The sequence below is a fragment of the Agrobacterium fabrum str. C58 genome, assembly GCF_000092025.1.
Classification (GTDB): Bacteria; Pseudomonadota; Alphaproteobacteria; order Rhizobiales; family Rhizobiaceae; genus Agrobacterium; species Agrobacterium fabrum.
Map to the genome: position 1 here is coordinate 1,886,330 of NC_003063.2, position 16,580 is coordinate 1,902,909.

At 59.9% G+C, this 16,580-nt stretch carries 12 protein-coding genes; 7 read left to right on the plus strand and 5 right to left on the minus strand.

The features are described 5' to 3' along the window. Positions 1-1,812: an ABC transporter ATP-binding protein gene (locus ATU_RS22160; protein WP_010974102.1), complete on the plus strand. Its 1,812-nt coding sequence runs from the start codon at positions 1-3 to the stop codon at positions 1,810-1,812. Between the two features lie 70 nt (positions 1,813-1,882). Here ATU_RS22160 and ATU_RS22165 read toward each other — a convergent pair whose 3' ends face one another. Continuing rightward, positions 1,883-2,086, minus strand: coding sequence for a CsbD family protein (locus ATU_RS22165; protein ID WP_010974103.1), 204 nt, complete (start codon positions 2,084-2,086; stop codon positions 1,883-1,885). 182 nt (positions 2,087-2,268) lie between these two features. Here ATU_RS22165 and ATU_RS22170 point away from each other — a divergent pair, with 182 nt between their 5' ends. The 5 genes from ATU_RS22170 to ATU_RS22190 all read left to right on the plus strand — a co-directional run bounded on the left by ATU_RS22170 (position 2,269) and on the right by ATU_RS22190 (position 8,626). Then, positions 2,269-2,589 (plus strand): GCG_CRPN prefix-to-repeats domain-containing protein, encoded by a 321-nt coding sequence (locus ATU_RS22170; RefSeq protein WP_006311356.1) that lies wholly within the window; start codon positions 2,269-2,271, stop codon positions 2,587-2,589. A gap of 193 nt (positions 2,590-2,782) precedes the next feature. Then, positions 2,783-3,478, plus strand: a complete 696-nt coding sequence (locus tag ATU_RS22175) for a superoxide dismutase (protein WP_010974104.1) — start codon at positions 2,783-2,785, stop codon at positions 3,476-3,478. Between the two features lie 114 nt (positions 3,479-3,592). After that, positions 3,593-4,582: a Bug family tripartite tricarboxylate transporter substrate binding protein gene (locus tag ATU_RS22180; protein WP_010974105.1), complete on the plus strand. Its 990-nt coding sequence runs from the start codon at positions 3,593-3,595 to the stop codon at positions 4,580-4,582. Positions 4,583-5,041: 459 nt separating this feature from the next. Further along, positions 5,042-6,844: an ABC transporter ATP-binding protein gene (locus ATU_RS22185; RefSeq protein ID WP_010974106.1), complete on the plus strand. Its 1,803-nt coding sequence runs from the start codon at positions 5,042-5,044 to the stop codon at positions 6,842-6,844. 180 nt (positions 6,845-7,024) lie between these two features. Beyond that, positions 7,025-8,626, plus strand: coding sequence for an ABC-F family ATP-binding cassette domain-containing protein (locus ATU_RS22190; protein WP_010974107.1), 1,602 nt, complete (start codon positions 7,025-7,027; stop codon positions 8,624-8,626). Here the strand turns inward: ATU_RS22190 and ATU_RS22195 are convergent. The 4 genes from ATU_RS22195 to ATU_RS22210 are packed head-to-tail and all read right to left on the minus strand — an operon-like array spanning position 8,620 to position 13,212. Then, positions 8,620-9,570, minus strand: a complete 951-nt coding sequence (locus tag ATU_RS22195) for a Csu type fimbrial protein (protein ID WP_010974108.1) — start codon at positions 9,568-9,570, stop codon at positions 8,620-8,622. The genes ATU_RS22190 and ATU_RS22195 overlap by 7 nt on opposite strands. Then, positions 9,567-12,005, minus strand: a complete 2,439-nt coding sequence (locus tag ATU_RS22200) for a fimbria/pilus outer membrane usher protein (protein WP_010974109.1) — start codon at positions 12,003-12,005, stop codon at positions 9,567-9,569. Before ATU_RS22200 ends, ATU_RS22195 begins: the two co-directional genes overlap by 4 nt. Next, positions 11,977-12,693, minus strand: coding sequence for a fimbrial biogenesis chaperone (locus ATU_RS22205; RefSeq protein WP_006311365.1), 717 nt, complete (start codon positions 12,691-12,693; stop codon positions 11,977-11,979). Before ATU_RS22205 ends, ATU_RS22200 begins: the two co-directional genes overlap by 29 nt. Positions 12,694-12,714: 21 nt before the next feature. After that, a complete protein-coding gene (locus ATU_RS22210) occupies positions 12,715-13,212 on the minus strand; it encodes a Csu type fimbrial protein (RefSeq protein WP_010974110.1) in 498 nt (165 codons plus the stop codon). A gap of 363 nt (positions 13,213-13,575) precedes the next feature. Between ATU_RS22210 and ATU_RS22215 the strand changes: the two genes are divergently transcribed. Beyond that, on the plus strand, positions 13,576-16,365 hold the full coding sequence (locus ATU_RS22215; RefSeq protein ID WP_010974111.1) for a bifunctional aconitate hydratase 2/2-methylisocitrate dehydratase: 2,790 nt from the start codon (positions 13,576-13,578) through the stop codon (positions 16,363-16,365). Positions 16,366-16,580 lie beyond the last annotated feature (215 nt).

Here is a 16,580-nt window from a genome sequence, read left to right on the forward strand (position 1 = left end):
ATGGAGACAAAACCAGTCCTCTCCGTCCGAAACCTTACCACCTCCTTCCTTGTCGATGGCGAGTGGAAAAGCGTTGTGCGCGACGTCTCATTCGATGTAAAGTCCGGCGAAACCGTCGCCATTGTCGGCGAATCCGGTTCCGGTAAGTCGGTCACCTCGCTGTCGCTGATGCGCCTGCTCGCCCCGGCCTCCAGCCACATCGAGGGCGAAGTGCTACTCAACGGGCGCAATCTGCTGACGCTTTCCGAAAGAGAGATGCGCGGCGTGCGCGGCAACGATATCTCGATGATCTTTCAGGAGCCGATGACCTCGCTCAATCCGATCTTCACCATCGGCCGCCAGATTTCTGAAGTCCTCATCCGTCACAAGGGGCTTTCGAAACAGGAGGCTCGGGCGGAAACGGTGCGGCTTCTGGAGAAGGTCCGTATTCCCAACGCGGCGAGCCGTTTTGACGAATATCCGCACCAGTTTTCCGGCGGCATGCGTCAGCGCGTGATGATCGCCATGGCGCTGGCGTCGCGGCCGAAGCTCTTGATCGCTGACGAGCCGACGACGGCGCTCGACGTCACCATTCAGGGCCAGATTCTTGACTTGATCAAACTGCTTCAGGAAGAGGAGGGCATGTCGGTTCTCTTCATCACTCACGACATGGGTGTGGTGGCCGAAATCGCCGACCGGACGATCGTGATGTATCGCGGTGACGCGGTCGAGACCGGAGCGACCGAGGACATATTCCGACGTGGCCAGCATCCCTACACGCGGGCGCTGCTTTCGGCGGTACCGAAACTCGGCTCGATGCATGACCGGCAATGGCCGACGCGGTTTCCGGTGCTCGACCTCAAAACCGGTCTTTCGACCGAACCTCAGGAGGTGGCGGAGACGGTTGCGTGCGGTCAGACACCGGTTCTGTCGGTCAAGAACCTCGTGACAAGGTTTCCCATCCGCTCCGGTCTTTGGGCGCGTCAGACGGGTGCGGTCCATGCCGTCGAAAACGTTTCCTTCGATCTCTTTCAGGGGGAGACGTTGTCGCTTGTGGGGGAATCCGGCTGCGGAAAATCCACCACAGGCCGCTCGATCATGCGCCTCGTGGAACCGTCATCCGGCGATGTGTCGCTCGACGGTTACGATGTGATGCGGCTCGATACCGTTGGGCTGCGCAACATGCGCAAATCCGTGCAGATGATCTTTCAGGACCCGTTCTCCTCGCTCAACCCACGCATGACTGTTGGCACGGCGATTTCCGAACCTTTCATCAAGCACAGGCTAGGCAGCACGAAACAGGCGAAGGAAAAGACGGCCGATCTTCTGGAGAAGGTAGGCCTGTCGGCCGATATGGCCAATCGCTACCCGCATGAATTTTCGGGTGGCCAGCGCCAGCGCATCGCGATTGCCCGCGCGCTTGCGCTCGATCCAAAGGTCATCGTCGCCGACGAAAGCGTTTCGGCGCTCGACGTATCGATCAAGGCGCAGGTCTGCAACCTGCTGCTCGACCTGCAGCAGAGCCTGAATCTTGCTTTCCTGTTCATTTCGCACGACATGGCGGTGGTTGAGCGCGTCAGCCATCGTGTAGCGGTGATGTATCTCGGCGAGATCGTGGAAATCGGGCCGCGGGCCGCCGTTTTCGACAATCCGCAGCATCCGTACACAAAAAAGCTCATGGCAGCGGTACCGGTGCCCGACCCGGCCCGGCGCGGGATGAGACGCGGCATATCCAATGACGAGCTGAAAAGCCCGATACGGACAATGAGTTATGAAGCGCCGACGCGACATTACAGAACGGTATCACCTGGCCATCTGGTGCAGGTGGAATGATTATCGAGAGATGTCCACTCGGCACGTAGTTGGCACAATACAAAAACCCCGCCGAAGCGGGGTCTTTTCTCTACCAGCCCTGACGACCGTACCAGTCGTCGATATCTTTCTTGGTTCGATCCTTTTCGTAGCCATAACGCTCCTGGATCTTCCCTTCGAGCTGCTCGCGCTTGCCATTGATGACGTCGAGGTCGTCGTCGGTGAGTTTGCCCCACTGCTCCTTGACCTTACCCTTCATCTGCTTCCAGTTGCCTTCAACGCGATTCCAATCCATTTGGCTCTCCCTTTGTATTTTTCCTTGCATTGGTAAATGTACGAGCCGTCGCAGGGTTCCTTCTAAACGCGCCGATGTTGGTCACGGCTGCGGCCCGCTGCCACGAAAAAATCACGATTCATTCAGCCACAGTTCACCCGGCTGGGCGCTAAATCCCCCTATCCCACAAGGAGGGAGATAAGATGCGCAAGATGATTTTAACCGCCGGACTGATTTTCGGCGCCCTGTTCGGCACCGGCGCGAATGCCATGCCTGTCGGCCAACCGTCCGCACCTTCGGCATCCCACGTTCAGACGGTGGATTATGCCTGCGGACGCGGCTTCCACCTGTCACCGCGCGGTTATTGCCGCCCGAACGGCCCGCCACGTTATGAGCGCGGCTGGGACCGGCGCGATCGCTGGGAAGGCCGCCGGGAATGGCGTGAACGTCAGGCGAGACGGGAATGGCGTGAATGGCGCGATCGCCGGGACTACCGCGACCGTCGTGACTACTATCGCTACTGATGGGCAAGGCCCTCTCCAATCGGGAGGGCCTTTCTTTATGCGCTGGTCACCCATCCATCTGTCCCCCGGGGAGAGTGTCTACACAACGTCGCTACCCCGATCGTCATGGTTCGCGACAGATTTGCATCCGCGTGAGGAAACCAGGGCCGTAGTTCGGGGTTAGTCCCATATCACCGTTCATGAGGAGGATATGATGGACATCACCAGACGCACCATTCTCACCGCCGGCGCGGCAACAGCCACCGTTGCGATTTTTCCCCGCCCGCATGTCGCGCAGGCCGCACTGCCTTTGACACAGCCGAAACTTCCCTTTGCCGAGGCCGATCTGGCGCCCGTTATTTCGGCAAGAACGGTCGGCCTGCATTACGGAAAACACCATAAGGCCTATTTCGACAAGCTGAACACGCTTGCGGCCGGCACCCGCTATGCCGACATGGAGCTGGCCGGGATCGTCAAGGAATCCGCCGGGTCGAAGGCGGCGGCGGATGTCAAAATCTTCAACAATGCCGCGCAGGCATGGAACCATGTCGCCTACTGGGATCAATTCGTTCCGGGCGGACCGAACCGGCCGACGGGTGATCTCGCTGCTTCCCTCAACGAGACCTTCGGGGATTATGACGGTTTCATCAAACGCGCGGTCGATGTGTCCGACACGGTGTTCGGCACCGGCTGGGTGTGGCTGACGCGCGACGACGACAACAAGCTCGCGCTGATCGGATATGAGGACGGCAACAACCCCGTGGCCGTTGGCCGCCCGGCCTATCTCGGCATCGATATCTGGGAACACGCCTATTACCTCGATTATGAAAACCGCAAGCCCGACCATATCCGCGCCGTGCTCGACAAGCTGGTCAACTGGCGGGTTGTCGAAGAGCGCCTGAAGGCCTGACGGGCTTCTGCTGCGTAAAACCTGCCGGGATCGCCCGGCACCCGGCGGGTTGCCCTGATTTGCATTTTAGCTACTATGCCCCGATGGCGAGGAGGCCATGTATAAGGAGGGTTCATGATTTACCGGTCTTCAAAACGGCGCACCGTGTTGAAACTTGCCGCCGCGGCGGTGTCTTTCGGCATGATGGGAATGACTGCTAGTGCCGAGGGCTTTCCCGATCGAACGATCACGCTGGTCGTTCCTTTCGCGGCGGGCGGCTCCACCGACGTGGTGGCGCGTGTCATCGCGCAGAAGATGGGTGACGAACTTGGCCAGCAGATCGTGGTGGAAAATGTCGCCGGAGCCGGTGGCAATCTCGGCGCCGACCGGGTGGCCCGCGCCGAGCCCGATGGTTATACGATCCTGATGGGCACGGTTGCCACCCACGCGCTCAACCCGCTCATCCTCAAGACCAAGCCTTATGACCCGCAGAAGGATTTCGCACCGGTTTCGCTGCTGGTGGTGGTTCCGAATGTGCTGGTGGTCAATCCGAAGCTCAACGTCAACAGCGTCGAGGAGCTGATCGCTCTCCTCAAAGCTGAACCCGATAAATATGCCTATGCCTCTTCCGGCAACGGCACCCCGCTGCATCTTTCCGGCGAGCTGTTCAAGAGCATGGCCGGCGTCAGCATGCAGCATGTGCCCTACAAGGGAGCCGGACCGGCGCTTAACGATCTTCTCGGCAACCAGATTTCCATCATGTTCGACAATCTGCCGTCTTCGTCAGGACATATAAAATCCGGCACCTTGCGGGCGCTCGGTGTGACCACCAAGGAGCGGGCTTCGTCCTTCCCGGATCTGCCGACGATTGCCGAAACCGTACCGGGTTACGAGACCTATACCTGGAACGCCCTCTTTGCGCCCGCCGGCACGCCGGCCGATGCGATCGACAAGCTCAACGCCGCCGCCAAGAAGGCGCTTGCCGATACTGGCGTCGCCGCCCGCATGGCGGAGTTCAGTGCAAAGATCGTCGCCTCCTCGCCGGATGAACTGAAAGACCACGTCGCGGCGGAGATCGCCAAATGGGAACCCGTGGTCAAGAACGCGAATGTGCAGATGGACTGATCGGGAGCGTTAAATCCCTGCTTCCGGCTTGCCGTCGCGCATCCTGTCTTATTGCGCGGCGGATGATATTGACCTCGAAGATCGTGGCCGCACTCGGAGCGGCCACGATTGTGACGACCGGTCGGCTGGTGTGTTATTTTGACATCACTTGCCACAAGGTTGCAAAAACCTGCTTGGCAAGCTCGAGCGGCTCAGCTAAAAAAATACTTCACTGCGTCAGATCGAACAAAGGGAGGCGTTGCATGACATCATCATTCATCAAGACCCTCCCGCAGGGAATGACCCGACACTAGGTCATATCCATTCGCGGCCCGCCTTATGCGCGCCCGACATGCGGTTTTCTTTTCCTTCATAGCCCGATTGATCTGACGGGATCATCTTGTCTCCCGCCCGGGCTGTGCCGTCCAACTTCCGTTTTGAGGACCGGTCGTCCTGTTTCGTGGCGCCGGGCTGGTTAAAATGTCTCGCAAGAAGCTCGATTTCCGCGCCGATGCCTATCGCCATGTGCTCGGCTTTGTTTTCAACCATTGGAGCCACCGAAAGGCGCTCGTGGGTTTCATCATCGTGCTGGTGGTTGCCAGCACGCTCGCCGAAGTGATGGTGCCGGTCTTTTCCGGCCGGATCGTTGATGCCATCGCTGGTGACAATGGGGGTGCCAATGCGGGTGATGGCGCTCTGCGCGCTTTCGTCATCGTGGTTGCGCTTGGCTTTACCAGTGTTGTGCTGCGCTGGTTCATCTTCAACGGCATCATCCGGCTGACGCTGAAGACCATGGCTGACGTCACCAATAACGGCTTCCACAAGGTGCAGCGTTTCTCCACCGACTGGCACGCCAACAGCTTCGCCGGCTCGACGGTGCGCAAGATCACGCGCGGCATGTGGGCGCTGGATTCGCTCAACGACCTGCTGCTCGTTGCGCTCCTGCCCTCCATCGTCATGCTGGTGGGCGCCACCGTAGTGCTTGGCAGTTACTGGCCGGTCATGGGCCTGATCGTCGGCCTCGGCTCGCTGATCTATATCGGTGTCACGGTCGGGCTTTCGATGGGTTATGTGTCGCCGGCGGCGCGGCTTGCCAATGCCTGGGACACCCGGCTTGGCGGCGCGCTGGCGGATGCGATCAGCTGCAACGCGGTGGTCAAAGCCTTCGGTGCCGAAACCCGTGAAGAAACGCGGCTTGGTCATGTGCTGGTGAAATGGGACAATCGGACGCGCAGAACCTGGAAACGTGGAACGCTGAACGGCACTATCCAGAGCTTCATGATGGTATCGATGCAGGCGGGCATCCTCGGCACCGGCCTCATCATGTGGCAGAAGGGTCTGGCGACAGCGGGCGACATCACCTTCGTGCTGGCGATGTTTTTCGTGTTGCAGGGCTATCTGCGCGATGTGGGCCAGGATATCCGCAACCTGCAGCGCGCCGTCAATGACATGGAAGAGCTGGTGCTGCTCGACAAGATGCCGCTGGGTGTCGAAGACAGGCCGGACGCCAAGCGGATCAATATCGGCAAGGGCGAGATCGTCTTCGATCATGTCACCTTCCAGTATGGCGCGCATGCAACCCCGCTTTATGAGGACTTCTCGGTCACCATCAAGCCGGGCGAGCGTGTGGGTCTGGTCGGTCACTCCGGTTCGGGCAAGACAACCTTCGTCAAGCTCATCCAGCGCCTTTACGACATAAAGGCGGGGGCTATCCGCATCGACGGGCAGAACATCGCCGATGTCACGCAGGCGAGCCTGCGCGGCCAGATCGCCATCGTGCAGCAGGAACCCATCCTGTTCCACCGCACGCTGGCGGAAAACATCGCCTATGGCCGGCCGGATGCCTCGCGTCGTGAGATCGAGCAGGCGGCGAAACAGGCGAGCGCCCATGATTTCATCATGTCCCTGCCGAAGGGTTATGAGACCATGGTGGGCGAACGCGGTGTCAAGCTGTCGGGCGGCGAGCGCCAGCGCGTCGCCATTGCCAGGGCGTTCCTGGCGGATGCGCCGGTGCTGATCCTAGACGAAGCGACGTCAAGCCTCGACAGCGAAAGCGAAGTGCAGATCCAGCAGGCGATGGAACGGCTGATGGATGGCCGCACCACGCTCGTCATTGCCCACCGTCTTTCCACGGTCCGGGCGCTCGACCGGCTGCTGGTGTTCGACAAGGGCAGGATTGTCGAGGAGGGCGACCATCAGGCGCTGATCCGCCTCCATGACGGCATCTACCGCCGGCTGTTCGAGCGGCAGGCGCTGGAACTGACCAAGGGCCTGGTGGCCTGAAAAAAAGAAATGCCGGGGGCATCCTCCCGGCGTTTCCTTCGGAACATTGAACCCACGCCATGAACGCGCCGCTTTGTTCGCGTAAGGGCGTTTTCTCCGCAATACCAACAGGATGGTGCATCATGGATTTCAACCCGATCACAAAGCCGCAACGCCTTGTCATCAGGAGAACCCATATCCATGCCGCATGCCATCACCCTTTCAGACCTCTCGTGGGCAACACCTGACGGTCATCTGCTTTTTTCCGATATCAATCTTCGCTTCGGCCTCGAACGCGTTGGCCTTGTGGGACGCAACGGCGTCGGCAAGACGACGCTTCTGAAGCTGATCACCGGTGAGCTGCTGCCATCAACAGGCACGGTCTCCCTTTCCGGCAGGATCGGCGTTCTGCGGCAAAGCGTGCAGGTCGGGGACGATGAGACCATCGCCGACCTGTTCGAGGCGCGCCATGCGTTGCACGTCCTTTCGCGCGCGCAGGCGGGAATGGCAACGCTCGAGGAACTCGGCGATGTCGACTGGATGCTGGAGGAGAGGATTGCCGAGGCACTGGCCGTGGTTGGGCTCGATACATCCCCCCTCACACCGCTTTCTGCGCTCTCGGGCGGGCAACGCACACGGGCAGCGCTTGCCGCGCAGATCCACGCCGTGCCGGATTTCCTCATTCTCGACGAACCGACCAACAATCTCGACCGCGACAGCCGCATGTTCCTTGTCGATTTCCTGGCGGTCTGGCGCGGCGGAGCGATTGTGGTCAGCCATGATCGCGAGCTTCTCGAGACCCTCGATGCCATCGTCGAGATGAACACGCTCGGTGCCATGCGCTATGGCGGCAAATGGAGCCATTATCGCGCGCAAAAGGTGCTGGAACTGGCCGCTGCAGAACAGGACATTGCCAGCGCCGAAAAGCGCCTCTCCGAGGTCAGGAAGAAGTCGCAGGAGGCATTGGAACGCAAGGCGCGCCGTGATGCGAAGGGTGCTGCAAAAGCGGCGAAGGGAGACATGCCGCGCATCGCTGCCGGCGGTATGAAGAGGCGCGCCGAAAAGACGAGCGGGGACAATGCCAATCTCGCCAGCCGCCTGAAAACCGAAGCGGCGGATGATTTGCGGACGGCACGCGAAAGGATCGAAATCCTGCAGGACGTCACCGTCACCTTGCCGCCCAGCGGCTTGCACGCGACTAAAACCGTGCTGAGCCTGCAAGGTCTGACCGCAGGATATTTTCCCGAAAATCCAGTGCTTAAGGATCTGTCCTTCGAGATAACCGGTCCGCAACGGGTCGCCGTCACCGGTCCGAATGGATCGGGAAAAACGACGCTGCTATCAGTGATAACAGGGGATTTGGAACCCTTTGCAGGCAGCGTTTACCTCGGTGTCAGCGGCGCGTTCCTCGATCAGCAGGTCAGCCTGCTGGATGCGACGTTGTCGATCCGCGATAACTTCCTCAGGCTCAACCCGCAATCAGGGGAAAATGCCTGCCGGGCAGCGCTCGCGCGCTTCATGTTCCGCGCGGATGCCGCCTTGCGGATCGTCGGAACACTTTCGGGTGGGCAGATGTTGCGTGCCGGCCTTGCCTGCGTTCTCGGTGGCCCGCAGCCGCCGCAATTGCTGATCCTTGATGAGCCGACGAACCATCTAGATATCGATTCCATTACGGCCGTGGAGGCGGGTCTCAGGGCCTATGACGGCGCCTTGCTGGTCGTCAGCCATGATGAGGCGTTTCTCTCCGGCATCGGTATCGATCGGCGGCTGGAACTTGGCGCCTTACCCCGCGCACGTCAGTAGTTTACCGTCACGACGACGGTATCGGCGTAATTTCCCGGTGCAGGCGTATTCTGCGCCGGCACGCGCCCAAAGACGGTCAAAGTCTGCAGGCTGCCGTTTCCGGTGCCCGTGGCGATTTGCCCGGCGGCGCTTCCCCACACATTGGTGCGGCTTACATCGCGATAGAGGCCGTAGATGATCGACGCCGCACCCTGCACCATCTGGCGCGCGGCGGGCGGGCTGTTGCTCAGGCCGCCATTCAGCGCCACGCTGTAGTTCAGTCCATTGGTGCAGGTGAGATTGATGGCCCCATTCGCATCGACCGCCGTATTGAGTACGCCGTGACTGCCGAAGTTGATGTTCTGGGCCGAGATGATGCAGGTGGGCGCCACCGCGGCCGACACGGTGAAAGGCACCTGCGTGGGGTTCTGGGTGACGGAGGAACAGCTCGGTGCCAGCAGCGTGTAGCTCGTATAGGTGAAGCTGGTCTCGCCGCCGGCAAAGCTGGAAAGATAAAGGCCGCGTGCGGCAGAGGCCTGCCCCGCATTGATCCTGCCGTAAACCGTGCGGGTGGTGCTGTTGATCAGCAGCGGCAACGCCATATCGATCGGTGGCGGCGCGCCGAGCGCCGGCTGGGTGACCGATCCCCAGGCGGTTGTTCGGGCGGAAGTCTGATAGAGCTGGTAATTGAGGATGTTGCTGCCCTGGAGCATTCGGCGGATGCCGCCTGACTGTCCGCCGCCACCGGCATTGATGTTGGGGCAGATACGAATGGAAAGCGCCAGCGACAACGGGTTGTTGCAGGTCACCGACAATGTCGCCGTGGTGTCCACGGCTGCGCCGCCCGCCAGGTTGACGAAGCCGAAATTCATGTCCGACATGCTGAAGGTGCAGCTTTGCGCCAGAACGGGGGAGGCGACGAAAGCGGCGGCGATGGCAAGTGCCGCGCGGGTCAGGACCTTCATTGAACGCTCCTGCAGAGGGTTTCGAGAGTGGCGCGTTCAGCGCCTGCGGTGGGAACGATGATCTCCGCCTCGCATTTTCCCCTGGTGGGCTGCGTGATGTGGAGACGGTGGGTTGCACCGATATTGTCGAGATAGGCCTGCCCGTCATAGCCGACGATGAACTCGCGCTTGCCGTCGATCGTGCCGGTCGACCCGGTTTCGATGAAGTCGCCGCTCTCGGCCTTTAGCGTTACCAGTGCCACCTGTCCCTCGGTTTCCACCTTGAAATTGACGACCGCGCCGGCACGCTCGGTTGGCCTCACCGTCTGTTTGGTGTGGTCGATGCGGGCATCGACCGGAAGGTTGCTGGGGTCGAGCGTGATGTTGTTGACGTCGTAGGAGCGCAGGTTCGGCAGCAATATCTTGCCGCGGCGGTTCGTCTGGCCGATCGGGCGGTTTTCGAGCAGAATATCGACCCCGGGTGCGCCCGCATCCACGACGGCGAAGGCGTCATCGATCCGGTTGCCGATAAAGACATCGCCGCCGGCGACCGCGATCGATCCTTCGATCTGGGCATAGGCTTGTGTCGTGCGGTTGAACTGGTCGATGCCGGCCGAAACGCGTGCGGCTGTGCCGCGATAGCTGCCGGATGCGGAGGCGATATCATTGCCGCCAAGCGCGCCGCGCAGCCGCCAGCCGTAACTTCCCTCCGCCTGTTCTTCGGATTTCACGACCTCAGCCGTCAGGGAATATCCGTCGGCATTGGAGGACATGCCGGCGGAGCCCGAGACGCCGCCACCGAACGACCAGGAGAGGCCGGCAAAAATGCCGTAGGAGTTGCTGTCTTCAAGGTCCTTGTAGGCGGTAACGAAGATATCGCCGTTTTCGCCAAAGGGCCGCGTGGCGGAGAGACCGAGAAGGCGGGATCGGCGCTCATCAAAGGTTTCAAGCTGGGTGTAGGAGAAGTTCAGGCTGGTCTCATCGAATCCGAGCTGCGTGGAAACCGAAATCTGGTCGAGGGCGCGCGGCGGCCGCACGCTGAGCAACCCTGAAATCGGTTGGATTTTCGACGTATTGGCGGAGACGGAGGCCATATCGTTATAATCGCCGAATGCCCGTTGCGATCGTGCATTAAGTCTCACCCCGAGCAGTTCGGCCTCGACGCTTGCGGAAAGCTGATAGCCGCTTTCATCGCCGAAACGGCTCGATGCGCCGGACAGTGCCGCCAATCCATGGGCTCCGAGCGTGAAAACACCGCCGAGGCCGACATTGTAGAAATCCTCGCCACCTTCGGCATGGCCTTCGACCGTGAACCCGTCCGATACCCCGTAACGCACCGTCGCCGATCCGAGCAGCCTGTCGTCATAATCGAAGGACGATGTTCCGTAATTGCGCCGGGCAAAACCGAGTTCGGCCGAGAAATCGACGAGACCCTGCGCCAGCAGGTCCGGCGAGGTATAAAACGGTGTTTCCGACACGATTTCGCGGCCGAGCGCATCCCGCACCACCAGCCTGGCATTCCCCGCGCCGCTGATGACGGGAAGATTGGTGATGGAGAAGGGTCCTTCCGGCACATCCTGCGACAGGCGGCGGATATTGTTGACGTAGACATCGACTGTGGAGGGCACGGCGGCGGAACCGGAAAATTCGGGCATGGGCATGGTGACGATATCCGGCCGCAGATCGAAATTCCGGCGGATCTGCAAGCCGCCAAACCGGGTCGGCCGGGTCCAGCTCAGGCCGCCAGTGATCAGATCACCGGCCCGATAGGTCGTCAGCGTTTCTTCATTCGAATAGCTCCAGGTGGTATCGAGGCGCTGCGTATCGAATTCCGACAGGCGCGACGTGCTCAGAACCTGGGACGAGGACAATACGCCGAGCGGGCCGAACACCCGGCTTTCCAGAAGGGCGGAAACGCCGTTGAAATCGGCGATGTCAGACCATGTGCCACCACCGGACGAGCCATAGATCGTGTAATTCACCAGACCTCCAAAGTTGCTCGTGGCCTTCTCCTCGGTCTCTTTGTTTTCTTCGTGCGTGCTTTTGCCTGACGCGTCGATCACCTTGTTTGCCCGCGCCGCCATGGGCAGGGTGAAATGCACGGACTGGATGCTTTCATCGTAACGCGCCGTCACCTCGGGCAGCCGGGAAACATCGATCCAGCCATCCGCACTGACCGCGCTCTCGACCGGGGAAATTCCGATATTCTTCAGCTGATCCGGCTCGATGAGAAGCGATCCGGCGTCGTTTTGGCGAAATGTCGCGATCAGGTCCGTCGAAACATCATTGATGTAGACTTCGAGCTGCAATTGTCCCGCTTCTCCTGCGGCAAAAGAAGGCGCTGCTGCCGCAGGGGGAATGTCCTGCGCCATGGAGAAACTGCCCGAAAAAAAGACCGTCAAACCGGCAATCGTCAAAACGGCAAGGTTAGCCGCCCGAGACGCGCGCCGTCGCATTGACGGGGCCGCCTTCGCTGTCTGCCGAAATCTTCAGCGTGCCGCCGGCCTTGCCGCCCGTTGCCGGAACGAGGAAGGTTGCGGCGGATTTGCCAAGCACATAACCCACCAGACCCTGCTGCCGGCCAATTGGCTGGCCGTTGCCGCCTGACAGTATCAGGTTGGCGATCCTGATGCGCCTTTCGCCTGCGTTCGACACCGAGACCTTGTAACCCTTGCCCTGCGGCGTCACTTTCCAGACCGGCTCCGCATCTCCGGTGGAAGCGGGCGAGAAGAAAACGGGTATGGAGTGGCGGACCACCAGATTGACGGTGCCGGATTGCGGTTTTCCCGCTGGCGGCAATTCATCGACGATGATGCGGTAACTCTCCTCCGCCCTGACGGGCGTTTTGGAAAGCCGGACGATGCGGATGAGATTTTCCGCGCCGCCCTTCAGCTGCGTCATCGGCGGGCTGGCGACGACGTCGTTTACCGCCGTGTAGACATCCTGGCCATTCTGCTGGGTCCAGCGGAAAATCCGGACCTGCACGTTGATCGGGGTTTTTGCATCGTTCCAGATGCGAAGGCTGGAGGCCGCTGTCGGGGCCTTGAGATCGAGAAGTACGGGGGCGACCCGCAGGGATGCAGCCTGTGAAGGTGAAACACTCAAACCGGCAAAAAACGCAGCCGCTAAGGTAAAAAGACGCATGCGCGATCCTCCCTATGGCGATCAGTAATTGAGCGTGGCCGTCACCGTATCGGTATAGACGCCGACCGCGGGTGTCGTCTGGGCAGGTACGCGCCCAAAGACAGTGAAGTTCTGCGGTGCCCCGGTTCCCGTGCCCGTTTGCCGGTCCGTTCCCACGGTATTGCCCCACACCGTGCTATGTGCAGCAGTCGTATAGAGCGAGTAGGAAATGGTCGCACCCGCAGCCGACGTCATTAGCCGGTTGGCAACCGTCGCTCCCGAGCCGGCGCCAGCGCTAAGGCCGAGGCTGAAGGGCGTGCTAGCAGTGCATTGCACGACGATCTGGCTGGTGACGTCGATCGGGGCGCCGATCACGCCATTGGTTCCGAAATCGAGATTGCCGGCAGAATTGATCTGGCATGCCGCCTGAATGGTGATCTGGACGTTGAAATTCGTCGTGGCGACCTGCGCGAGGCCCGAAGCCGGTGTCAGAACCAGTGCCGCCAGCGGTAACAAGTAGCTTGATGCCGAAAACCTCATGCTGCCTCCCAAGCTGTCGTGCTGCCGATTGGCCATGCACGGTATCGAATTACGCCAATAGCGGGTAATTAGAATAAGCTAATACTCGTGCTGATTTGGTTAATAATTTATTAACGGCGAGAGCCGGAAAACTTCCGGGTGAAATGCGCTATCGGTTGCAACTTTATGCAAGCTTGCAGGGGTCTTCTCGGCAAGACCCGGTAACCGGCTTTTTATCGGTCTACGAGTTCTTTACCGGAGTGCGGCATCTTGTCAGCCGGCCCCGGTTGGCGTAGTCGAAAACAACAGAAACCCGGGGCTATCGATGCCACCGTCCGGTGGCGTTGTGTTTGGCTCCATAGACACCATGACGTTGGGATTGCGATGAACCTTTACCTGGATTACCTGGCTGAAATCAAAAGCAGAGAAACACTGGGTCTCGCGCCCAAACCCATCGATGACGGCGCTCTGACGGCCGAAATCATTGAGCTCATCGAGGATACCAGCAGCGAATACCGCGCCGATGCGCTGAAATTCTTCATCTACAATACCCTGCCGGGCACCACGAGTGCTGCCGGCGTCAAGGCTGCCTTCCTGAAGCAGATCATCCTTGGTGAAGTGCTGGTGCCGGAAATCACGCCTTCCTTCGCGCTGGAGCTGTTGTCGCACATGAAAGGCGGCCCGTCGATCAAGGTGCTGCTCGATGTCGCGCTCGGTAACGATGCCGCGATCGACGCCAAGGCGGGTGAAGTTCTGAAGACCCAGGTCTTCCTCTACGACGCCGATATGTTCCGCCTGCGTGATGCCTACAAGGAAGGCAGCGCCATCGCCAGAGACGTTCTGGAAAGCTACGCCAAGGCCGAATTCTTCACCAAGCTTCCCGATGTCGACGACGAGATCAAGATCGTTACCTTCATCGCCGCCGAAGGCGATATTTCCACCGACCTCCTGTCGCCCGGCAACCAGGCGCATTCGCGCTCCGACCGCCAGTTGCACGGCCAGTGTATGATCTCGCCGGAAGCGCAGGCGGAAATCGTCGCGCTGCAGCAGCAGCACCCCGACAAGCGGGTAATGTTGATCGCCGAAAAGGGCACGATGGGCGTCGGCTCGTCGCGCATGTCGGGCGTCAACAACGTGGCGCTGTGGACCGGCAAGCAGGCCAGCCCCTATGTGCCTTTCGTGAATTACGCACCGATCGTTGCCGGCACCAACGGCATTTCGCCGATTTTCGCCACAACCGTCGATGTGACGGGTGGGATCGGCATCAACCTCAAGAACTGGGTGAAGAAGCTCGGTGAAGACGGCAAGCCGATCCTCAACAATGACGGTAACCCGATCCTCGAGCAGAAATATTCGGTCGAGACCGGCACGGTCCTCAAGATCGACGCCAAGAACCGCAAGCTGCGGGACGAGAACGGCACCGAACTGGTGGACCTCGCTTCTTCCTTCACGCCGCAGAAGATGGAATTCATGAAGGCCGGCAGCTCTTACGCCATCGTTTTCGGCAAGAAGCTCCAGACATTCGCGGCTCAGACGCTAGGCGTCGAGGCGACCCAGGTCTTTGCACCGAACAAGGAAATTTCGATCGAAGGCCAGGGCCTCACCGCCGTCGAGAAGATCTTCAACCGCAATGCCGTCGGCGTCACCCCCGGCAAGGTGCTGCATGCCGGCTCGGACGTTCGCGTCAAGGTCAACATCGTCGGTTCGCAGGATACGACCGGTCTGATGACCGCGCAGGAACTGGAAGCGATGGCGGCCACCGTCATTTCGCCGCTGGTTGACGGCGCTTACCAGTCGGGCTGCCACACGGCTTCCGTTTGGGACAAAAAGGCGCAGGCCAACACGCCGAAGCTCATGTCCTTCATGCACAATTTCGGCGTCATCACCGGCCGTGACCCGAAGGGCGTCTATCATTCGATGACGGACGTGATCCACAAGGTGCTGAACGACATCACCGTGGATGATCGGGCGATCATTATCGGCGGCGACAGCCATACCCGCATGTCCAAGGGCGTGGCCTTCGGTGCTGACTCCGGCACCGTCGCCCTCGCACTGGCAACGGGTGAAGCAACCATGCCGATCCCGCAGTCGGTCAAGGTCACCTTCAAGGGCACGATGCAGCCTTACATGGACTTCCGCGACGTGGTGCATGCCACGCAGGCGCAGATGCTGCAGCAGCATGGCGACAACGTCTTCCAGGGCCGCATCATCGAAGTCCACATCGGCACGCTGCTCGCTGACCAGGCCTTCACCTTCACCGACTGGACGGCCGAAATGAAGGCCAAGGCGTCGATCTGCATTTCCGAGGACGAGACGCTGATCGAGTCGCTCGAAATTGCCAAGTCGCGCATCCAGATCATGATCGACAAGGGCATGGACAATGCCGCCCAGACGCTCAAGGGCCTGATTGACAAGGCAGATCAGCGCATTGCCGAAATCCGCTCAGGTGAAACGCCGGCGCTGAAGCCGGACGCGAACGCGAAATATTTCGCGGAAGTCGTTGTCGATCTCGACATCATCAACGAACCGATGATCGCTGATCCTGACGTCAACAACAACGACGTCTCCAGACGCTACACGCATGACACGATCCGTCCGGTTTCCTATTACGGCGCGACCAAGAAGGTCGATCTCGGTTTCGTCGGTTCGTGCATGGTGCATAAGGGTGACGTGAAGATCGTCGCGCAGATGCTGCGCAACATGGAAAAGACCGAAGGCAAGGTCGAGTTCAAGGCACCGCTTGTCGTTGCCGCACCGACCTACAACATCATCGATGAGCTGAAGGCGGAAGGGGATTGGGAAATCCTGCAGAAATATTCCGGCTTCGAATTCGATGACGTCAACCCGAAGACTTCGAACCGTACCGAATACGACAACATTCTCTATCTGGAGCGTCCCGGCTGCAACCTGTGCATGGGCAATCAGGAGAAGGCGGCAAAGGGTGATACGGTTCTCGCAACCTCGACCCGTCTCTTCCAGGGCCGTGTCGTCGAAGACAGCGCCGAGAAGAAGGGTGAGTCGCTTCTGGCTTCCACCCCGGTCGTGGTGCTCTCTGCAATTCTTGGTCGCACGCCGAGCATTGAAGAGTATCGCTCCGCCGTCGAAGGGATCGACCTGACGAAGTTCGCCCCGCCGAAGACAACGCCGATCGATTCCCAGTCGGTGCACTACTAAGCATCGGGTTTCGCAGGCTTCGGCCTGTGAATGCGGCCCAGTTGACCGGCATCAGATGAATGAACGCAGCGGAAATCGATTTCCGCTGCGTTTTCATTTGTATGGAGATGGTTTCTTATAATTTGATGCAACAAATTAAATGGGCTCTCGCGTGCCGAATTGTCAGCACTTGCATAGGTCGGGTAACACTTCATTTAGTGATTTTGTGAAATCTA